Raw genomic sequence first — 17,523 nt, forward strand, 5'->3', positions numbered from 1 at the left:
CCTTGCGAGGGGCGTTCTGCTGTCTGGTCCCAGGTCTTTTTTGGGGAGTGCCTAGGCCCTGTCTGCCTCTGGCTCGCGCGCCTTTGCGCCCGCTCTGAGCTTGCGGCTGGCGCGCCAGAGATCGAAGCTGAACACGGCCAGGCCCGTCCAGATGCAGATGAAGGCGAACAGCCGCTCACGGGGGAAGGGCTCGCCATAGAGCCAGACCGCCTGGATCAGCACCAGGGTCGGTGCCAGGTACTGCAGGAAGCCCAGCGTCGAATAGGGCAGCTTGCGCGCCGCGGCGTTGAAGCACAGCAGGGGAATCAGGGTGACCGGACCGGCCAGCACGATCAGCAGGCCCAGCGAGGACTGCCAGGTCTCGGCCTCCAGGCTCACCCCCGGGGTCAGCAGTGGCAGCGCGACCAGGGCGATCGGCACCAGCATCCAGCTCTCCACCACCATGCCCGGCAGCGCGGCCACCGGCGTCTGCCGCCGCACCAGGCCATAGAAGGCGAAGCTCAGCGCCAGCGCCAGGGAGACCCAGGGCAGTTGCCCCAGGGTCCACAGCTGCTGGGCCACGCCCAGCACCGCCAGGCCCACGGCGATCCACTGCAGCGGGCGCAGGCGCTCACCGAGAATCACCAGGGCGAGCAGGATGTTGACCAGCGGGTTGATGTAGTAGCCCAGGCTGGCCTCGACCACGTGGGCGTTGTTGACCGCCCAGATATAGACCAGCCAGTTGCAGGCCACCAGCGCGCCGGACACCGCCAGCCAGAGCAGCCGTCGCGGGTGGGCGCGCAACTCCGCCCACCAGCCGCGATGGCGCCAGACGAGCAGCAGGAGGGCGCTGAACAGGGCGGACCAGAGGATGCGCTGGAACAGGATCTCGGTCGCCGGCAGGGCCGCCAGCAGTTTGAAGAACAGCGGAAACAAGCCCCACAGCCCGTAGGCGGTAAGGCCCAGGGCGTAACCCTGGCGCAAGGCAGACATGAGGGATCCTTAGGCAGGCAACTTTCTTGTCCGGGCAGGATAGCTCAAGGGGCTGCGGGATGTCGGAATGGGTGGGGCTTCCTGTCGTCAGCCCTGGCAGGCTGGCATCTCGCACGCGCGGCCATGGTAGTGCGCCGCTGCCACCGCTGCGTAGGCCGCAGGCATTGTCTGATCGCGGCCATGGTGGTCCGCCAATGCGGCCGCTCCTGGGGGTCAGGTTCCGGTAGGAGCGGCCCATGGCCGCGATCAGTGCTGTAGCCTGGAAAACGGCACAGTCTTTTCCATTGAAGAGTTCATCGCAGGGCCTACCCTCACCCGGCCCTCTCCCAAGGGGAGAGGGAGCATTGGCGCCTGTAGCGTGGAAAACGGCGCAGCCTTTTCCACTGAGTCGCACAAAGGCTAGAACAGTCGCAACGGCGCCTCGTCCAGCGCAGCGCGCTGTTCGCGCAGGGTGAGGATCTGGTCGCCCCAGTAGCGTTCGCTGCCAAACCAGGGAAAGCTCTTGGGAAAGGCCGGATCGTCCCAGCGACGCGCCAGCCAGGCGCTGTAGTGCATTAGCCGCAGGGTACGCAGTCCCTCTATCAGGGCCAGCTCGCGCGGCTGGAAGTCGTGGAATTCCTCGTAGCCGTCCATCAGCTCGGACAACTGCGTCAGCCGCTCCTGGCGATCGCCGGCCAGCAGCATCCAGAGATCCTGCATGGCCGGGCCGTGGCGGCAATCGTCGAGGTCGACCATATGGTAGGCGTCATCGCGACAGAGCAGGTTGCCCGGATGGCAGTCGCCGTGCAGGCGGATGACGTCGTAGCTGACACTCTCGAAGAGTTCGTCGAGACGCAGGAGCAAATCGCGCGCCACGGATTCATAGGCGGGCAGCAGGCTCTTGGGAATGAAATTGCCGGTGAGCAGGGTGTCCAGAGAGGCGTGGCCGTAGCCCTGGACGTCCAGCGTCTCGCGGTGCTGGAAGGGTCGGCTGGCGCCCACCGCATGCAGGCGACCGAGCAACTGGCCGAGGCGATGCAGCTGGTTGAGATCGCCTGGCTCCGGCGCGCGACCGCCACGGCGAGGAAAGAGCGCGAAGCGAAAGCCGGCATGGGTGAACAGCGTCTGGCCGTCGCGCTGCAAGGGCGCGACCACGGGCACCTCACGTTCTTCCAGCTCGGCGGAAAAGGCGTGCTCTTCCAGAATGGCCGCATCGGTCCAGCGATCCGGCCGATAGAACTTGGCGATCAGCGGGGTCTCGGCTTCGATGCCGATCTGATAGACGCGATTCTCGTAGCTGTTGAGCGCCAGTACCCGGGCATCGCTGAGATAGCCCAGGCTTTCGATGGCGTCGATGACCAGGTCGGGACTCAGATTTTCGAACGGATGAGACATGGCGCGCTCCTCGGTCACGGGGGACGATGGCGATTGCCACCCTGCATCCGGGAGATGCTAGCGCATGCCCGAGCCCCATGGCGAAGGCTCGAGCGCTATCCGCTCGCCGGTCAGGCGCCGATCACACCGCCGTCTTCGCGGCTGATGACCATCACCGAGGAACGGGGCTGACCATCCGCACGTTGCTCCGGGAATTGGGAGCCGCCTTCCTCGCCGGGGTGCTGGATGCCGACGAACATCGTCCGGTAGTCCGGCGAGAAGGCCAGGCCGGTGACCTCGCAACCGACCGGGCCGACCAGGAAGCGGCGCATCTCGCCGCTGCGCGGATCGGCGCAGAGCATCTGGTTGTTGCCCATGCCCTCGTAGTCGCCTTTGTTGCTGTACTTGCCGTCGGTGAGCACCCACAAACGGCCGGCAGCGTCGAAGCCCAGGCCGTCGGGACTGTTGAACATGTTCTCGGCATTGATCTGCTGCGAGCCTGCTTCCGGCTTGCCCGGGTGTACCTTGGGATTGCCGGCGATGACGAACAGATCCCAGTCGAAGCTCAGGGCCGCGGCATCGTCGTCGCTCTCGCGCCAGCGCACGATCTGGCCGTAGAGGTTGTTGGCGCGGGGATTGGGGCCGCCCACTGGCATGCCGTCTTCACCGCGCTTGGTGTTGTTGGTCAGGGTGCAATAGACCTGGCCGTCCTTGGGGCTGACGGCTATCCACTCCGGACGGTCCATGCGCGTGGCGCCGACCTGGGTGCCGGCCTGGCGGGCGTGGATGAGCACCTCGGCCTGGCTGGCGAAGCCGTTGGCGGCGGTGAGGCCGTTCTCGCCATGCACCAGCGGCAGCCACTGGCCGCGGCCCTTGGGGCGGTTCGGATCACGGTCGCCTTCGTCGAAGCGGGCGACATAGAGGGTGCCATGATCGAGCAGCTCGCGATTGGCCTTGGGATCGTCCTGCAGGCGATCGCGGCTGACGAACTTGTAGATGAATTCGCCGCGCTCGTCGTCACCCATGTAGACCACTACGCGGCCATCGCGGGTGCGGGTAAGGGCGGCGTTCTCGTGTTTGAAACGACCCAGGGCGGTGCGCTTGACCGGCTTGGCCTGGGGATCGAAGGGATCGATCTCGGTGATCCAGCCGTGGCGATTGAGCTCGTTGGGATTCTGCGCCAGGTCGAAACGGTCGTCGTGCAGGTGCCAGTCGTTCTCCACGCTGGCGTGCTTGACGCTGTAGCGCTTCTGGGCCGCATCGAACTTCAGGTTGGCATCGCGACTGCCGAAGACGTCGGTGAAGTTCTCTTCGCAGGTCAGATAGGTATGCCAGGGCGTGGCGCCGCTGGAGCAATTCTGGAAGGTACCCAGCACCTCGCGTCCGGCCGGGTCGGCGGCGGTCTTGAGCAGGTCGTGGCCGGCAGCCGGACCGCTGACGGCGATGGGCGTGTTGCCGTGCACCCGGCGGTTATAGGGCGAGCCCTGGACGAAGTGCCATTGGCCGTCCACGCGCTTCACCTCGATCACCGAGACGCCCTCGGCGGCCTGAGCCTTGCGGGTGTCTTCCAGGGACTTGGGCGGCGTGCCGTGGCTGAGCAGGTAGCGGTAGTTGGTGTATTCGTTGTTGATCGCCATCAGTGCCCGATCCTGATCGTCCGGGAAGGGGTAGAAGGCCATGCCGTCGTTGTTGTCGCCGAATTGCACCGCCTGGTCGGCGGCGCTGGGGCTGCCATCGGGGCGGAAGGCCGGACCATCGGTGTGCAGCGGCTGGCCCCAGCTGATGAGCACGCTGGCGCGATAGCCGGGCGGCACCACTAGGGTGTCGGCGGTGGAGGCCGGGATGTTGGCGAAGCCGATCAGGGGATTGCCCGTGGCCTCGCTGACGGCGTCGGCCAGGGCGCTGCGCCCAAGCAGGCCACCGCCCAGGAACAGGGCCGCGCTGGCCAGGGCGCCGGCGCCGATGAAGCGGCGGCGGCTGAAGTGGACGAGGCGTTCGAGATCGGTCTGGTCGTTGTGCATGCTCATGGCTCCCTCACGGTGTGCAGGCGAGGCTAGTCAGACTAAATGACGTTTTGGTGACAGCGGCTAGTCGCCGGGTGGTGCCGTCCGCGCCAGGCAATAGACGTCGACCCGCCCGGCGCCGGCGCGCTTGAGCAAGCGCGCCAGGCTGTCGGCGGTGGCGCCGGTGGTGAGGACATCGTCCACCAGGGCCAGGTGGCGACCTTGCAGCTGGGCGTCCTTCACCAGGGCGAAGGCCTGCTTGAGATTGCGCCGCCGCTGGTTGGCGCTCAGACCCTGCTGGCTCTGTCGCTCCTGTACCCGCTGCAATAACCTGCCATCCACCGGCAGTTGCAGCGTCTTGCCGAGCCAGCTGGCCAGCAGGGCGGCCTGGTTGAAGCCGCGTTGGCGCAGGCGCAAGGGTGAGAGGGGAACCGGCAGCAGCAGGTCCGGGCGTGGCTGGCCTTCGTCGAACAGATGCTGCAGATGCCGCGCCAGCAGCGCCCCGGCCAGGCGACCGAGACTGCCCTGGTCGCGGTGCTTGAATCTGTTGATCAGGGTGTCGACCGGAAAGGCATAGCGCCAGGGCGCCAGTACCTGGTCGAAGGCCGGCGGCCTGACCAGGCAGCTGCCACAGAGGAGGCCGTCTACCGGTAGGGGCAAGGCGCAGCATTGGCAGTGTGGCCCGAGCCAGGGCAGTTCGTTGTCGCAGCCTTCGCACAGCGGCATTCCGGGCGGAAGCCAGGTGGCGCAGAGGGCGCAGTGGGTCCCGGGCCGCAGGCGTTGCCAGTGGCGCTTTAATACAGAGGAGAACGGTAGGGTCATGACGGCATCCGTGCCGAGCGAGAGCCCTACTGTGCCAGGCCGCCGGCCTGGCCACCAGTCAGCCGCGAATCAGCCAGCCCATCACCATCAGGCCCAGGATCAGCCAGATGACGCCGCCCACTATCGAGCGGGCCATGAAGGCCCGTACCGCGGCGTAGAGCAGCAGCAGGCCGATGGCCAGGACCACGAAGCTGATATAGGAGTCGTCCATGCCGATGGAGCGCGCCATGCCATGGAGAAAGTCGTGCACGGCATCGGCGATGCCGCCCAGGACCGAGCCGAACAGGTCGATGATAAAACGGATGACTTGGCCGAGCGCCGCGCCGAGCCAGTCGAAGAAGCCTTCAGTACGCATGGATGTTTCCAGATCCTTGGCAATGTCCCTTGGAACCCGCGAAGCCCGCCGGGTTCGCTGGTGATCCGCGCTACACTGCGCGTTTTCCGCAGTGTCTCTCAAGTTCTTAGTGATGACAGCTACCGACGCGCTACCCCTGATCCTGCTTCCCGGCCTGCTCTGTGACCAGCGCCTCTGGGCCACCCAGGCTGCCGACCTGGCCGACACCTGCCCGGTGTCCATCCCCGACCTCACACGCGACGTTGGCATCGCCGCGCTGGCCCGCCGGGTCCTGGCCGAGGCTCCACCGCGTTTCGCCCTGGGCGCCCTGTCCATGGGCGGCTATGTGGCCTTCGAGATCCTGCGCCAGGCGCCGGAGCGGGTAGTGCGACTGGCGTTGTTCGACACCATGGCCAGCCCGGATACCCCCGAGCGTGCCACCCAGCGTCGCGCCATGCTCGACCTGGCTGAGCGCGGTCGCTTTCTCGGCATCAGTCCGCAACTGCTGCCACGCCTGATCCATGCCTCGCGCCTGGGCACGCCGGTGGCCGATACCGTGCTGGCCATGGGCAAGGCGGTGGGCAAGGAGGCCTTCCTGCGCCAGCAGCAGTCGATCATCGACCGCCCCGATTCGCGGCCGACCCTGGCCCAGGTCCAAGTGCCCACCCTCATCGTGGTCGGCGCCCAGGATCAACTCACCCCGCCTGCCGAAGCCGAACTCATGGCGGCCGGCATCCAGGGCTCGCATCTGGTGGTGCTGGACGACTGCGGCCACCTGCCGCCACTGGAGCTGCCGGAACGGACCACGGCACTGTTGCGGGAGTGGCTGGCCTGACCCCTTGTCGCGGACGCTGAACCCCGGCGGCAGGCGGGCCTCCATTGGCAAAGCCCCCTGGAGTCCCGCATGGCGCATCGCCCATCACTGTCCATCCTCTCCCTGGTGCTGGGGCTCGCCCCCACCACCGTGGCCCTGGCCGCGCCAGTGGGGGCCGGTCAGCCCGAGCAGCTGCATTTCGCCGACGACGGCGTCATTCCCAATAGCCGCCTGCCCGTGCTGCTCTATCGCCAGGTTCCTCTGGAAGGGACCGACCGCGCGGCGGCGCTGGAGCGACTGTTCGCCGACAACGCCTGGCCGCCGCAATGGCGCTACGGCGTCTATAGCTACCATCACTATCATCCCAATGCCCATGAAGTGCTGGGCGTGGCGCGCGGTCGGGCTATCCTGCGCCTGGGTGGCGAGCAGGGGCAGGATGTGGAGGTGAGCGCGGGCGATGTGGTGGTGCTACCGGCGGGCACCGGCCACCGCAACCTGCAGTCCAGTGCAAATTTCCTGGTGGTGGGCGCCTATCCGCCCGATCAGCAGGACTTCATCACCCAGCGCGCCGATCCGGCCGCCCACGCCCACTCGGTCGGACTGATCGCCGGGGTGTCCTTGCCGGCAAGCGATCCGGTGACCGGGCGCGAGGGCGCACTGCCGGCGTTCTGGCGCTAGCAGAGGCGGGTCAGGGTGGCCTCGTCGGGCCGGCCGGCGAAAAAGGTCTTCAGCGCCTGGCGAAAGGGTTCGGGATCTTCGGCTACGGCGGCGAAGAGGGTGAGGCTGGAGTGGAACTTGAGATCGTCCGGTTGCCCGAACAGCGCGGTCGCGGACAGCTCCGGATGCTTCAGTGCCGCCGCAGTGATCTCCCGCAGGCGCGATCCCAGCAGCGGATGTGCGAGGTAGGCACTGGCCTCGTCGCGGGAGGCAATGGCGTAGTGGCGTGCCGTTTCGCTACGACCCAGTCCCTGGATCTGCGGAAAGATGAACCATATCCAGTGGCTGCGCTTGCGCCCGGCGCGGATCTCCGCCAGGGCGGTGGCATAGGTGTCGGCCTGGGCGTCGAGGAAGCGTTGCAGATCGTGAGTGGCGGGCATGGGGGAAACTCCGGGCCTTTTGCCTATCGGCAGACGGACCCGGAGGAAGTGCCGGTCACGAGACGAGCGGTCTAGCTGCGCACCGCGCGATAGCTGACCTCGCCGCCTGCGCTGACGTCGTCCAAATCGATCCGGGAGGTCTCCGGCAGGCTCAGGCCACCGACCAGGCCCAGCAGGGCGATCAGGATCAGGTAGAGCGCTGGCGAGAGGTTGCTGCCGGTGGCGCCGATCAGCCAGGTCGCCATCAGCGGGGCGGTGCCGCCGAAGATGGTGTAGGCCAGGTTGTAGGTGATGGCGCCGGCGGTGTAGCGCGTGCGGGTCGGGAAGACCTCGCTGAGCAGCGGCGCCGTCACCACGTTGCACAGTACCGCTCCGGCGCCCAGCAGCAGCGAACCCAGCAGGGCGCTGCCGAACTGGCCGCTACTGGCCAGCAGCAGCGCCGGATAGACGCCCACCGCCAGGACCAGGCTGGCCAACACCGTGGTCATGCGCCGACCGATGCGGTCGGTGACACGTCCCAGCACCGGGCAGGCGGCTGCGGCGGCGAACAGGGTGATCAGGCTGATGGCCAGCGCCGCGGCCCGGTCGAAGCCGCCAGCCAGCTGCAGGTAGGTGGAGAAGTAGGTGGTGAACATATAGAAGGACAGCGCCGTCAGCGAAATGAAGGCGCCCAGGCGCAGGATGGAACGGCCCTGCAGCCTGAGCGTCTCGCCCAGCGGCGAATGGCTGACCTCATGGTCGGCTTCCAGGGCCTGGAAGGCCGGGGTCTCGTCCAGCTTCAGCCGCAGGTAGAGGCCGATCAGACCCAGCGGCGCGGCGGCCAGGAAGGGAATGCGCCAGCCCCAGTCGGCCATGGTGGCGGCGCCCAGCAGCCGCTCCAGGCCCCAGGCGGTCAGGGCCGCGCTGGCGAAGGCGAGAAAGGTCGAGACCGGCACGAAGCTGCCATAGCGCCCGCGTCTATCGCGCGGCGAATGCTCCATCACGTAGGCGCAGGCACCCGCGTATTCGCCGCCGGCGGAAAATCCCTGAGCGCAACGGATCAGCGTCAGCAGGATGGGTGCCCAGATGCCGATGGTGGCGTAGCTGGGCAGGATGCCGATCAGGGCCGTGGCGCCGGCCATGATCAGGATGGTCAGCGCCAGGACCCGTTTACGGCCGATACGGTCACCCAGCAGGCCGAAGACGATACCGCCCAGCGGCCGGAAGGCGAAGGCCACGGCGAAGACGGCAAAGGTCTTGAGCAGCCCGGCGGTGGCATCGCCACTGGGGAAGAAGTGCGCGGCGATCAGGGTGGCGAGAAAGCCATAAAGGGCGAAATCGAACCATTCGACGAAATTGCCGATGGACGCGGCGGAGATGACCTTGCGCAGGGTGGCGGGTGAAACGGAAGTCGCTGTCTGGCTCATGGCGGGCCTCGGGAAAGGGCGGAGACGGAGGCAGAAATGGAGCGCCTTGTTTTATTGTCGAGAGATCGGGGCGTACCGCAGCTTCGACCCTAATCCTTTTCCCGTGACCGAGCAGTCCCGCCAGCGACTTGTCCACCGTTGGAACCGACTTCAGGAGCCCCACCATGACCATGACCATGACGACCACCTATGCGGAAAAGGAGCCCGCCCGCACCGATGTCGACGCCCTGCCCGGTGTCTCCCTGCTGGAGTTCGGCGCACCCTGGTGCGGCCACTGTCGTGCCGCCCAGCCGCTGCTGGCCACGGCGCTCGCGGACTACCCCGGCGTGCGTCATCTCAAGGTCGAGGACGGCCCCGGCCGCCGCCTGGGACGCTCCTTTCGCGTCAAGCTCTGGCCTACGCTGATCCTCTTCAAGGACGGCCAGGAACTGGCGCGGCTGGTGCGCCCGACGGCGGCGGCCGCCCTGCGCGAAGCCCTGGCCGAAGCGGACTGACCGGTCGTTCCACTCGTCCTCGCCACGCTTGACAGGGCAGGCCTGGAACATTAGTTTCAAACAACTGTTTAAACGCCCTGGCGGAAGGTCTGCAGCGACGCTGCCGCCACCCTCGACAACAAGCATTCGCAAAGAGGTAACAGTCATGCCCGATTACAAAGCCCCCCTGCGGGACATCCGCTTCGTTCGCGACGAACTCCTGGGCTATGACGCGCACTACCAGAGCCTGCCCGGTTGCGGCGACGCCACTCCCGACATGGTCTCCGCCATCCTCGAAGAAGGTGCCAAGTTCTGCGAACAGGTGCTGGCGCCGCTCAATCGCATCGGCGACCAGCAGGGCTGCACCTGGAGCGAAGAGGGGGTGAAGACCCCCGATGGCTTCAAGGAAGCCTATGCCCAGTTCGTCGAGGGCGGCTGGCCGAGCCTGGCGCACAACCCGGCCCACGGTGGCCAGGGCCTGCCCGAGTCACTCGGCATCTCCCTGTCGGAAATGGTCGGCCAGGCCAACTGGTCCTGGGGCATGTACCCCGGCCTGTCCCACGGCGCCATGAACACCCTGGAGCAGCACGGCACCGACGAGCAGAAGCACACCTACCTGGAAAAGCTGGTGACCGGCGAATGGACCGGCACCATGTGCCTGACCGAACCCCACTGCGGTTCCGACCTGGGCATGCTGCGCACCAAGGCCGAGCCGCGCGCGGACGGCAGCTACGCCATCACCGGCACCAAGATCTTCATCTCCGCCGGTGAACACGACATGGCCGAGAACATCGTCCACATCGTGCTGGCCCGTCTGCCCGACGCCCCCGCCGGCACCAAGGGCATCTCGCTGTTCATCGTGCCCAAGCGCCTGCCCGACGCGAGCGGCGCGGCCGGCGAGCGCAACGCCGTGCACTGTGGTTCCCTCGAACACAAGATGGGCATCCACGGCAACGCCACCTGCGTGATGAACTTCGATGGCGCTACCGGCTTCCTGATCGGCCCGCCGAATCGCGGTCTGAACTGCATGTTCACCTTCATGAACTTCGCTCGCATCGGCACCGCCCTGCAGGGCCTGGCCCACGCCGAGGTGGCCTTCCAGGGCGGTCTGAAGTACGCCCGCGAGCGGCTGCAGATGAGATCCCTGACCGGTCCCAAGGCCCCCGAAAAGCCCGCCGATCCCATCATCGTGCACCCCGACGTGCGCCGCATGCTGCTGACCATGAAGGCCTTCGCCGAGGGCAGCCGGGCGATGATCTACTACACCGCCAAGCTGGTGGATATCCTCAAGTACAGCCAGGACGAGGAGCAGAAGCAGCAGGTCGAGACCCAGATGGCCTTCCTCACCCCCATCGCCAAGGCCTTCATGACTGAGGTGGGTTTCGAGGCGGCCAGCCACGGCGTGCAGATCTATGGCGGCCACGGCTACATCGCCGAGTGGGGCATGGAGCAGAACCTGCGCGATGCGCGTATCGCCATGCTCTACGAGGGCACCACCGGCATCCAGGCCATCGACCTGCTGGGTCGCAAGGTGCTGATGACCCAGGGTGAATCGCTCAAGGCCTTCACCAAGGTGGTGCACAAGTTCTGTCAGGCCAACGCCGAAAACGCCGAACTCAAGACCTTCGTCGAGCCGCTGGCCAAGCTGAACAAGGAGTGGGGCGAGCTCACCCTCAAGGTCGGCATGGCCGCCATGAAGGATCGCGAGGAGGTGGGTGCCGCCGCTGTCGACTACCTGATGTACTCCGGCTATGTCTGCCTGGCCTACTTCTGGGCCGACATGGCCCGGGTCGCGGCCGAGAAGCTGGCCGCCGGCACCGACGAGGCCGCCTTCTACCAGGCCAAGCTGGCCACCGCGCGCTTCTACTACGAGCGCCTGCTGCCCCGTACCCGCGCCCACGCCGAGGCGCTGCTGGCCGGCGCCGGCAGCCTGATGGCCCTGGCCGAGGAAGACTTCGCCCTCGGCTACTAAGCCGTCGCCGCTCTACTGAAAACCCCGCTCCGGCGGGGTTTTCGCTTTTTCACGCATGCGAAGAAGCCAGCAGCGCGAACCTCCGATCGGCTGACCGCCAGGTCAGATCATGAACCTATGTCTCCCTTCCGGTTCGGTCTTACACTCGGGTCATACCGACAAGAACACCTTCCGAGGAGACTCGACATGGCTGACTACACCCCGCCGCTTCGCGATATCCGTTTCGTGCTGGATGCCGTCCTCAAGGTCAGGGACCGCTGGAGTCAGTGGCCTGCCCTGGCCGAAGTGGTGGACGGCGAGACCGCCGATGCCATCCTCGAAGAAGCCGGCAAGCTGTGCGCCCAGGAACTGGCGCCCCTCAATCGCAATTCCGATGAGGAAGGCTGCCACTGGCAAAACGGCGAAGTGACCACGCCCCAGGGCTTCCGCCAGGCTTACCAGGCCTTTGCCGAAGGCGGCTGGGTCGGGGTCGGTGGCGATCCCGAATACGGCGGCATGGGCATGCCCAAGGTGCTCACTGCCCAGGTCGAGGAAATGATGCACGCCAGCTGCCTGGCCTTCGGCCTCTATCCGATGCTCAGCGCCGGTGCCTGCCTGGCCCTGCACGCCCATGGCAGCGCAGAACTGAAGCAGGCCTATCTGCCCAACCTCTACAGCGGCCAGTGGGCCGGCTCCATGTGCCTGACCGAGCCCCATGCCGGTACCGACCTGGGGCTGATCCGCACCCGCGCCGAGCCCCAGTTCGACGGCAGCTACCGGGTCACCGGCACCAAGATCTTCATCACCGCCGGCGAGCACGACCTCACCGAGAACATCATCCATCTGGTGCTGGCCAAGCTGCCCGATGCTCCGGCCGGCTCCCGGGGCATCTCGCTGTTCCTGGTGCCCAAGATCCTGGTGGACGAGGCGGGTGCCCTGGGCGCGCGCAACGCCGTGGCCTGTGGCTCGCTGGAACACAAGATGGGCATCAAGGGCGCCGCCACCTGCGTGATGAACTTCGACGGCGCGGTCGGCTACCTGGTGGGCGAGGTCAACAAGGGCCTGGCCGCCATGTTCACCATGATGAACTACGAGCGCCTGGGCGTCGGCATCCAGGGCCTGGGTTCGAGCGAGCGCTCTTACCAGAATGCCCTGGCCTATGCCCGCGAGCGCCTGCAGAGTCGTTCGCCGACCGGCATCCAGCAGGCCGCCAAGAACGCCGATCCCATTATCGTCCATCCCGATGTGCGGCGCATGCTGCTGACCATGAAGGCTTTGAACGAAGGCGGCCGGTTGTTCTCCAGCTATGTCGCCCTGCAGCTCGACACCGCCAAGTACAGCCCTGAGCCCGTCGAGCGCGAACGCGCCGAGGCCCTGGTGGCGCTGCTCACCCCGGTGGCCAAGGGCTTCCTCACCGATATCGGCCTGGAACTCTGCGTCGCCGGTCAGCAGGTGTTCGGCGGTCATGGCTACATCCGTGAATGGGGCCAGGAGCAGTTGGTGCGCGACGTGCGCATCACCCAGATCTACGAAGGCACCAACGGCATCCAGGCCCTCGACCTGGTCGGCCGCAAGCTGGCCGGCAGCCGCGGTGCTCTCTACCGGCCCTTCAGTGAAGAGGTCCATGGCTATCTGAGCGGTCTGCCGGCGGACAATGAATTCGCCGCACCCCTGCGCCAGGCGCTGGATCAGCTGGACGGGGCGACCGAATGGCTGCTGCAGGCCGGCGCCAGCGATCCCCACGAACTGGGGGCAGCCTCGGTGGACTACCTGCACCTGTTCGGCTATGTCGCCTATGGCTACCTCTGGGCCCGGGCGGCGGCCGCTGCGGCGGATCAGGAGGCGACCTTCGCCGAAGCCAAGCTGGCCACTGCGCGTTTCTATTTCGCTCGTCTGCTACCGCGCACCCTGAGCCTGGCTGCGGCCGTGCGCAGTGGCGCCCAACCGCTCTACGCCCTGGCCGAGGAGGCGTTCTAAGCTGTTGACCAGCAAGGTAAAAAGCCATGTCGTGTAAGCTTTGGCTTACACCACGTCGCCGCGATAAGCCATCGCCTAGTCTCTGATAGCTGCGTAATCTACACCCATCGGATCGCGGTACAGGATGTACCCAGCGCTCCAGATGATTTCAAGGAAATATGGCCAGGATGGCCCCCCGGCACGGATGTCGGGCAGAGACTTACAGGGATAGATGGCCAAGGATTGGCGGCCTGACAGGGATGTCGGGTTAAGTCTGCGAAACCCCGCTTCGGCGGGGTTTTTTATTGCCTGCCGGAACCTGATTCAGGCCCTGCCAGTCTTAGAGGCATCTTCTTGCCTGCCCACTACTGGAGCCTGAAATGGACCTCATCCGCCTCATCTTCGCCATCATCCTGCCGCCCGTGGGCGTCTTCCTTCAGGTCGGCTTCGGCGGCGCCTTCTGGCTGAACATCCTGCTGACGCTGCTGGGTTACATTCCGGGTATCATCCATGCCGTCTGGGTGATTGCCCGTCGCTGAACCAGCGGTCTGATCGCGGCCCGAATGCCGCGATCGCCTGGCTGACCCGAGGGTCAGCGCCGACCGGAGCGAAAGGGGCCGGAGGGCAAGCGTCCGTGCTAGGCGGATGCGCCTTCCATGGTCCTGTTCGAGGCCTTTCGGCCAACCCGTGTCGATATCCTTGATCGACCGTCGGTTGCGCCACGGTCAGTGACGACACCCCCCCGCAGGCCGAGGCTTTGCCGTCGCCGACCGTTTTGTCCCGTACAAGGCTTTCAGACCCCATGAATCGCGAGTCGCCCCTCGATCAGAAGCACTTCAGCCAGATCCTCAAGCGCAATCTTTCCCTGCCGCTGAGTATCGGTGTCTTCAGCGCGATCTTCTTCATCGCCATCATCTATTACCTGCTGAAGGTCACCCAGTGGGTCGAGCACACCGACCGTGTCATCAGCGAGGCCAACGCCAACTTCCGCCTGGTGGTCGATCTGGAAACCGGGATGCGCGGCTATCTGCTGAGCGGCAACACCGCGTTCCTGCAGCCCTATGAGCGCGCCCTGCCCAATGTCGAGCCGCAACTGGATGAGTTGAAGAACCTGGTCAGCGACAGCGCCGTGCAGATCCGCCGACTGGAGCGGATCGAAGCGGTACACCGAGAGTGGCGCCAATACGCCAGCCAGGTGATCGAGGCGCGCCGCACCGGGGGGGATTTCCAGACCCCCCTGAGCGATGGCCAGGGCAAGAATCGTATCGACAGCATCCGCCGCGACTACACCGACTTCATCGCCTACGAAGAGCAGATGCGCGCTGAGCGTACCGCGACGGCCAGCCGCATGACGGTGGTGTTCGTGGCGGCCTTCCTCGTCGTCAGCCTGCTGCTGTCGGGCATCATGGCCTTCTTTGGTCGCCGCGAACTCATGCGGCTTTCCGCGACCTACACCCGGCTGCTCGATCAACAGGCCGAGCACACCGATAATCTTGAGCGACAGAGCTGGTTCCGCTCCGGCCAGAATCAGCTGTCGGAAGCGGTCATCGGTCAGGCGACGCTGGCGCCGCTGGGGCAAAGCATCCTGCAATTCCTGGCGCGCTATCTCGGTGCCGCGGCCGGTGCCCTCTATGTACGGCTCGACGACGGCAGCCTGGAGCGCGTCGCCGACTACGCCCTCGACGACGAGGGTCGTCGCCGTCGCCAGCGCCTGGCGCCGGGCGAAGGTCTGGCCGGGCAAGCCGTGCTGGACGGTCGCCTAATGGCGCTCGACCAGTTGCCCCTCGACTACCTCAAGGTCAATTCGGCGCTGGGCGAGCGCCAGGCCAGCGCGGCGCTCATCGTGCCCATCGAGAACGATGGCCGGGTGAATGGTGTGGTCGAACTGGGCTTCCTGCGCGCCCTGCGTCCGCAGGACGAAGAATTGCTGACCCTGATCGCCGATTCCATCGGCTCTTCGGTGGAAGCCGCGCGCTATCGCCAGCGGCTGCAGCAGGTGCTGGCGGAAACCCAGCAACTCAACGAAGAACTCCAGGTACAGCAGGAAGAACTGCGCACCGCCAACGAAGAGCTGGAAGAACAGTCCCAGGCGCTCAAGGAATCCCAGGTTCATCTGGAGCAGCAGCAGGCCGAGCTGGAGCAGACCAACGAGCAACTCTCCGAGCAGGCCCAGGAACTGCTGCAGCAGCGCGACGTGCTGGACGACCGCAACAATCGCCTCAACGAAGCCCAGCAACTGCTGGAAGACCGGGCGCGCGAGCTGGAACGGGCCAGCCAGTACAAGTCCGAATTCCTGGCGAACATGTCCCACGAATTGCGTACGCCGCTGAACAGCTCGCTGATCCTGTCCAAGCTGCTGGCGGACAACCCGGTGGGCAACCTGAGTGCCGAGCAGGTGCGCTACGCCGAATCCATCTATTCGGCGGGCAACGACCTGCTCACCCTGATCAACGACATCCTCGACATCTCCAAGGTCGAGGCCGGCATGCTGGAGATCCGCCCGGAGCAGATGTCCGTGCGCCGCCTGGTGGAAGCCCTGAAGACCGCCTTCGAGCCGGTGGCCCAGAACAAGGGCGTCGCCTTCGTGGTGGAGCTGGACGAGCGGATGCCGCCGACCTTCTTCAGCGATCGCCAGCGGGTCGAGCAGATCCTCAAGAACCTGCTGTCCAACGCCTTCAAGTTCACCGAGCACGGCCAGGTGACCCTGCGCCTGTCGCTGGAAGACGGCCAGCCCAGCTTCGCCGTGAGCGATACCGGCATCGGCATCGCCGCCGAGCAGCAGGAGCTGATCTTCGAGGCCTTCCGCCAGGCGGACGGCGCCATTACCCGTCGCTACGGCGGCACCGGCCTGGGGCTGTCGATCTCCCGCGACCTGGCGCTGCTGCTGGGTGGCGCCCTGGGCGTCACCAGCCAGCCGGGCGAGGGCAGTACCTTCACCCTGCGCCTGCCGCTGGAGTATCAGGAAGCCGCCGCGTCCGGTCTGCCGGTGACGCCGGTCATGGCCCCGGCACAGGCCGCCACGCCGGTTGCAGCACCTGCGCCTTTCGCCACCCTGGCCGCTACCCCGCGTCCGCCCGCAGCGCCGCCGGTCACCGAGGCAGCGGCGCCGGTGGAGTCGGCCTTTGCCGACGACCGGGACAGCTGGCCCTATCCGGATCGTCGAGTGCTGGTGATCGAGGACGAGGTGCCCTTCGCGCAAATCCTCTTCGATCTGGCCCACGAGCTGAAGTACAGCTGCCTGATCGCCCACCGCGCCGAGGAAGGCTTCGCCGCGGCGCTGGAGTACCGCCCCGACGCCATCCTGCTGGACATGGGACTGCCGGATCATTCCGGCCTCACGGTGCTGGAGCGCCTCAAGGAAAATCCCCTGACCCGGCACATCCCGGTGCACGTGGTCTCAGCCTCGGATCGCATCGAGACGGCCATGCACATGGGCGCGGTCGGCTACGCCATCAAGCCCACCACTCGCGACGAATTGCGTGAGGCCTTCACCCGGCTGGAAGCCAAGTTCGCCGCCGGCATCAAGCGGGTGCTGCTGGTGGAAGACGATGCCCTGCAGCGCGACAGCATCGCCAAGCTGATCGGCGACGTGGATGTGGAGATCACCGCCGTGGAGATGGGCAGCCAGGCCCTGGAACTGCTGCGCGACGAGGTCTACGACTGCATGGTCATCGACCTCAAGCTGCCCGACATGGAAGGGGGTGAGCTGCTGCAGCGCATGGCCAGCGAAGACATCTGCTCCTTCCCACCGGTGATCGTCTACACCGGTCGCAGCCTGACCCGCGACGAAGAAGCGGCGCTGCTCAAGTATTCGCGTTCCATCATCATCAAGGGTGCGCGCTCGCCGGAGCGACTGCTCGACGAGGTGACCCTGTTCCTGCACAAGATCGAGGCCGACATGCCGCTCGATCGCCAGCGCATGCTGGAAAGCGCCCGCAGCCGCGAAAAGGCCTTCGACGGCCGCACCCTGCTGCTGGTGGATGACGATGTGCGCAACATCTTCGCCCTCACCAGTGCCCTGGAGCAGAAGGGCGCCAAGGTGGAAATCGCCCGCAACGGCCTGGAAGCGCTGGAGAAGCTCGACAACAGCGACACCATCGACCTGGTGCTGATGGACATCATGATGCCGATGATGGACGGCTACGAAGCCATGCGCGAGATCCGCAAGCGGCCGCACATGAAGAAGCTGCCGATCATCGCCATCACCGCCAAGGCCATGAAGGATGATCAGGAGCGCTGCCTCGCCGCCGGTGCCAGCGACTACCTGGCCAAGCCCATCGACCTGGACCGGCTGTTCTCGCTGATCCGTGTCTGGATGCCGTCGCTGGAGCGGCTGTAGGTC

Annotated in this window: 14 protein-coding genes; 7 read left to right on the top strand and 7 right to left on the bottom strand. The window is 66.2% G+C overall.

The genetic code is table 11. From position 1 onward, the window contains the following. Window positions 1–51: 51 nt before the first annotated feature. From rarD to OMP44_RS11940, 5 genes are all read right to left on the bottom strand, one after another. Complete coding sequence (gene rarD / locus OMP44_RS11920; protein ID WP_187980531.1) at window positions 52–972, bottom strand: EamA family transporter RarD; 921 nt, start codon at window positions 970–972, stop codon at window positions 52–54. Between the two features lie 399 nt (window positions 973–1,371). Next, window positions 1,372–2,346: a serine/threonine protein kinase gene (locus tag OMP44_RS11925; protein WP_133861977.1), complete on the bottom strand. Its 975-nt coding sequence runs from the start codon at window positions 2,344–2,346 to the stop codon at window positions 1,372–1,374. A gap of 110 nt (window positions 2,347–2,456) precedes the next feature. Beyond that, window positions 2,457–4,346 (bottom strand): PhoX family protein, encoded by a 1,890-nt coding sequence (locus OMP44_RS11930; protein ID WP_280308334.1) that lies wholly within the window; start codon window positions 4,344–4,346, stop codon window positions 2,457–2,459. Between the two features lie 66 nt (window positions 4,347–4,412). Next, on the bottom strand, window positions 4,413–5,150 hold the full coding sequence (locus OMP44_RS11935) for a ComFC family protein (RefSeq protein ID WP_280308337.1): 738 nt from the start codon (window positions 5,148–5,150) through the stop codon (window positions 4,413–4,415). Window positions 5,151–5,208: 58 nt separating this feature from the next. Beyond that, window positions 5,209–5,505: a hypothetical protein gene (locus OMP44_RS11940; RefSeq protein WP_133861974.1), complete on the bottom strand. Its 297-nt coding sequence runs from the start codon at window positions 5,503–5,505 to the stop codon at window positions 5,209–5,211. Between the two features lie 112 nt (window positions 5,506–5,617). Between OMP44_RS11940 and OMP44_RS11945 the strand changes: the two genes are divergently transcribed. Together OMP44_RS11945 and OMP44_RS11950 are read left to right on the top strand one after the other, a co-directional pair. Continuing rightward, window positions 5,618–6,319, top strand: coding sequence for an alpha/beta fold hydrolase (locus tag OMP44_RS11945; protein ID WP_187980528.1), 702 nt, complete (start codon window positions 5,618–5,620; stop codon window positions 6,317–6,319). A 69-nt stretch (window positions 6,320–6,388) separates the two neighbouring features. Beyond that, window positions 6,389–6,976, top strand: a complete 588-nt coding sequence (locus OMP44_RS11950; protein ID WP_280308341.1) for a cupin domain-containing protein — start codon at window positions 6,389–6,391, stop codon at window positions 6,974–6,976. On the opposite strand, the gene OMP44_RS11955 is transcribed toward OMP44_RS11950, so the two are convergent. Continuing rightward, window positions 6,973–7,395, bottom strand: coding sequence for a DUF1810 domain-containing protein (locus tag OMP44_RS11955; protein ID WP_280308343.1), 423 nt, complete (start codon window positions 7,393–7,395; stop codon window positions 6,973–6,975). The genes OMP44_RS11950 and OMP44_RS11955 overlap by 4 nt on opposite strands. Window positions 7,396–7,466: 71 nt before the next feature. Then, window positions 7,467–8,801 (bottom strand): MFS transporter, encoded by a 1,335-nt coding sequence (locus OMP44_RS11960; protein WP_280308346.1) that lies wholly within the window; start codon window positions 8,799–8,801, stop codon window positions 7,467–7,469. A gap of 170 nt (window positions 8,802–8,971) precedes the next feature. Here OMP44_RS11960 and OMP44_RS11965 point away from each other — a divergent pair, with 170 nt between their 5' ends. The 5 genes from OMP44_RS11965 (at window position 8,972) to OMP44_RS11985 (ending at window position 17,520) form a co-directional block, all read left to right on the top strand. Further along, window positions 8,972–9,295, top strand: coding sequence for a thioredoxin family protein (locus OMP44_RS11965; protein WP_280308505.1), 324 nt, complete (start codon window positions 8,972–8,974; stop codon window positions 9,293–9,295). 145 nt (window positions 9,296–9,440) lie between these two features. Beyond that, window positions 9,441–11,246 (top strand): phenylacyl-CoA dehydrogenase, encoded by a 1,806-nt coding sequence (locus OMP44_RS11970; RefSeq protein WP_280308348.1) that lies wholly within the window; start codon window positions 9,441–9,443, stop codon window positions 11,244–11,246. Window positions 11,247–11,432: 186 nt separating this feature from the next. After that, window positions 11,433–13,202: an acyl-CoA dehydrogenase C-terminal domain-containing protein gene (locus tag OMP44_RS11975; RefSeq protein ID WP_280308350.1), complete on the top strand. Its 1,770-nt coding sequence runs from the start codon at window positions 11,433–11,435 to the stop codon at window positions 13,200–13,202. A 359-nt stretch (window positions 13,203–13,561) separates the two neighbouring features. Then, entirely contained in the window at window positions 13,562–13,720 is a 159-nt protein-coding gene (locus OMP44_RS11980) for a YqaE/Pmp3 family membrane protein (protein ID WP_007159763.1), read from the top strand. 263 nt (window positions 13,721–13,983) lie between these two features. Continuing rightward, window positions 13,984–17,520, top strand: coding sequence for a response regulator (locus OMP44_RS11985; RefSeq protein WP_280308362.1), 3,537 nt, complete (start codon window positions 13,984–13,986; stop codon window positions 17,518–17,520). The last annotated feature ends 3 nt before the right edge of the window (window positions 17,521–17,523 follow it).

It is taken from the genome of Pseudomonas flavocrustae (genome assembly GCF_029872515.1).
Taxonomy (GTDB): domain Bacteria; phylum Pseudomonadota; class Gammaproteobacteria; order Pseudomonadales; family Pseudomonadaceae; genus Chryseomonas; species Chryseomonas aestiva.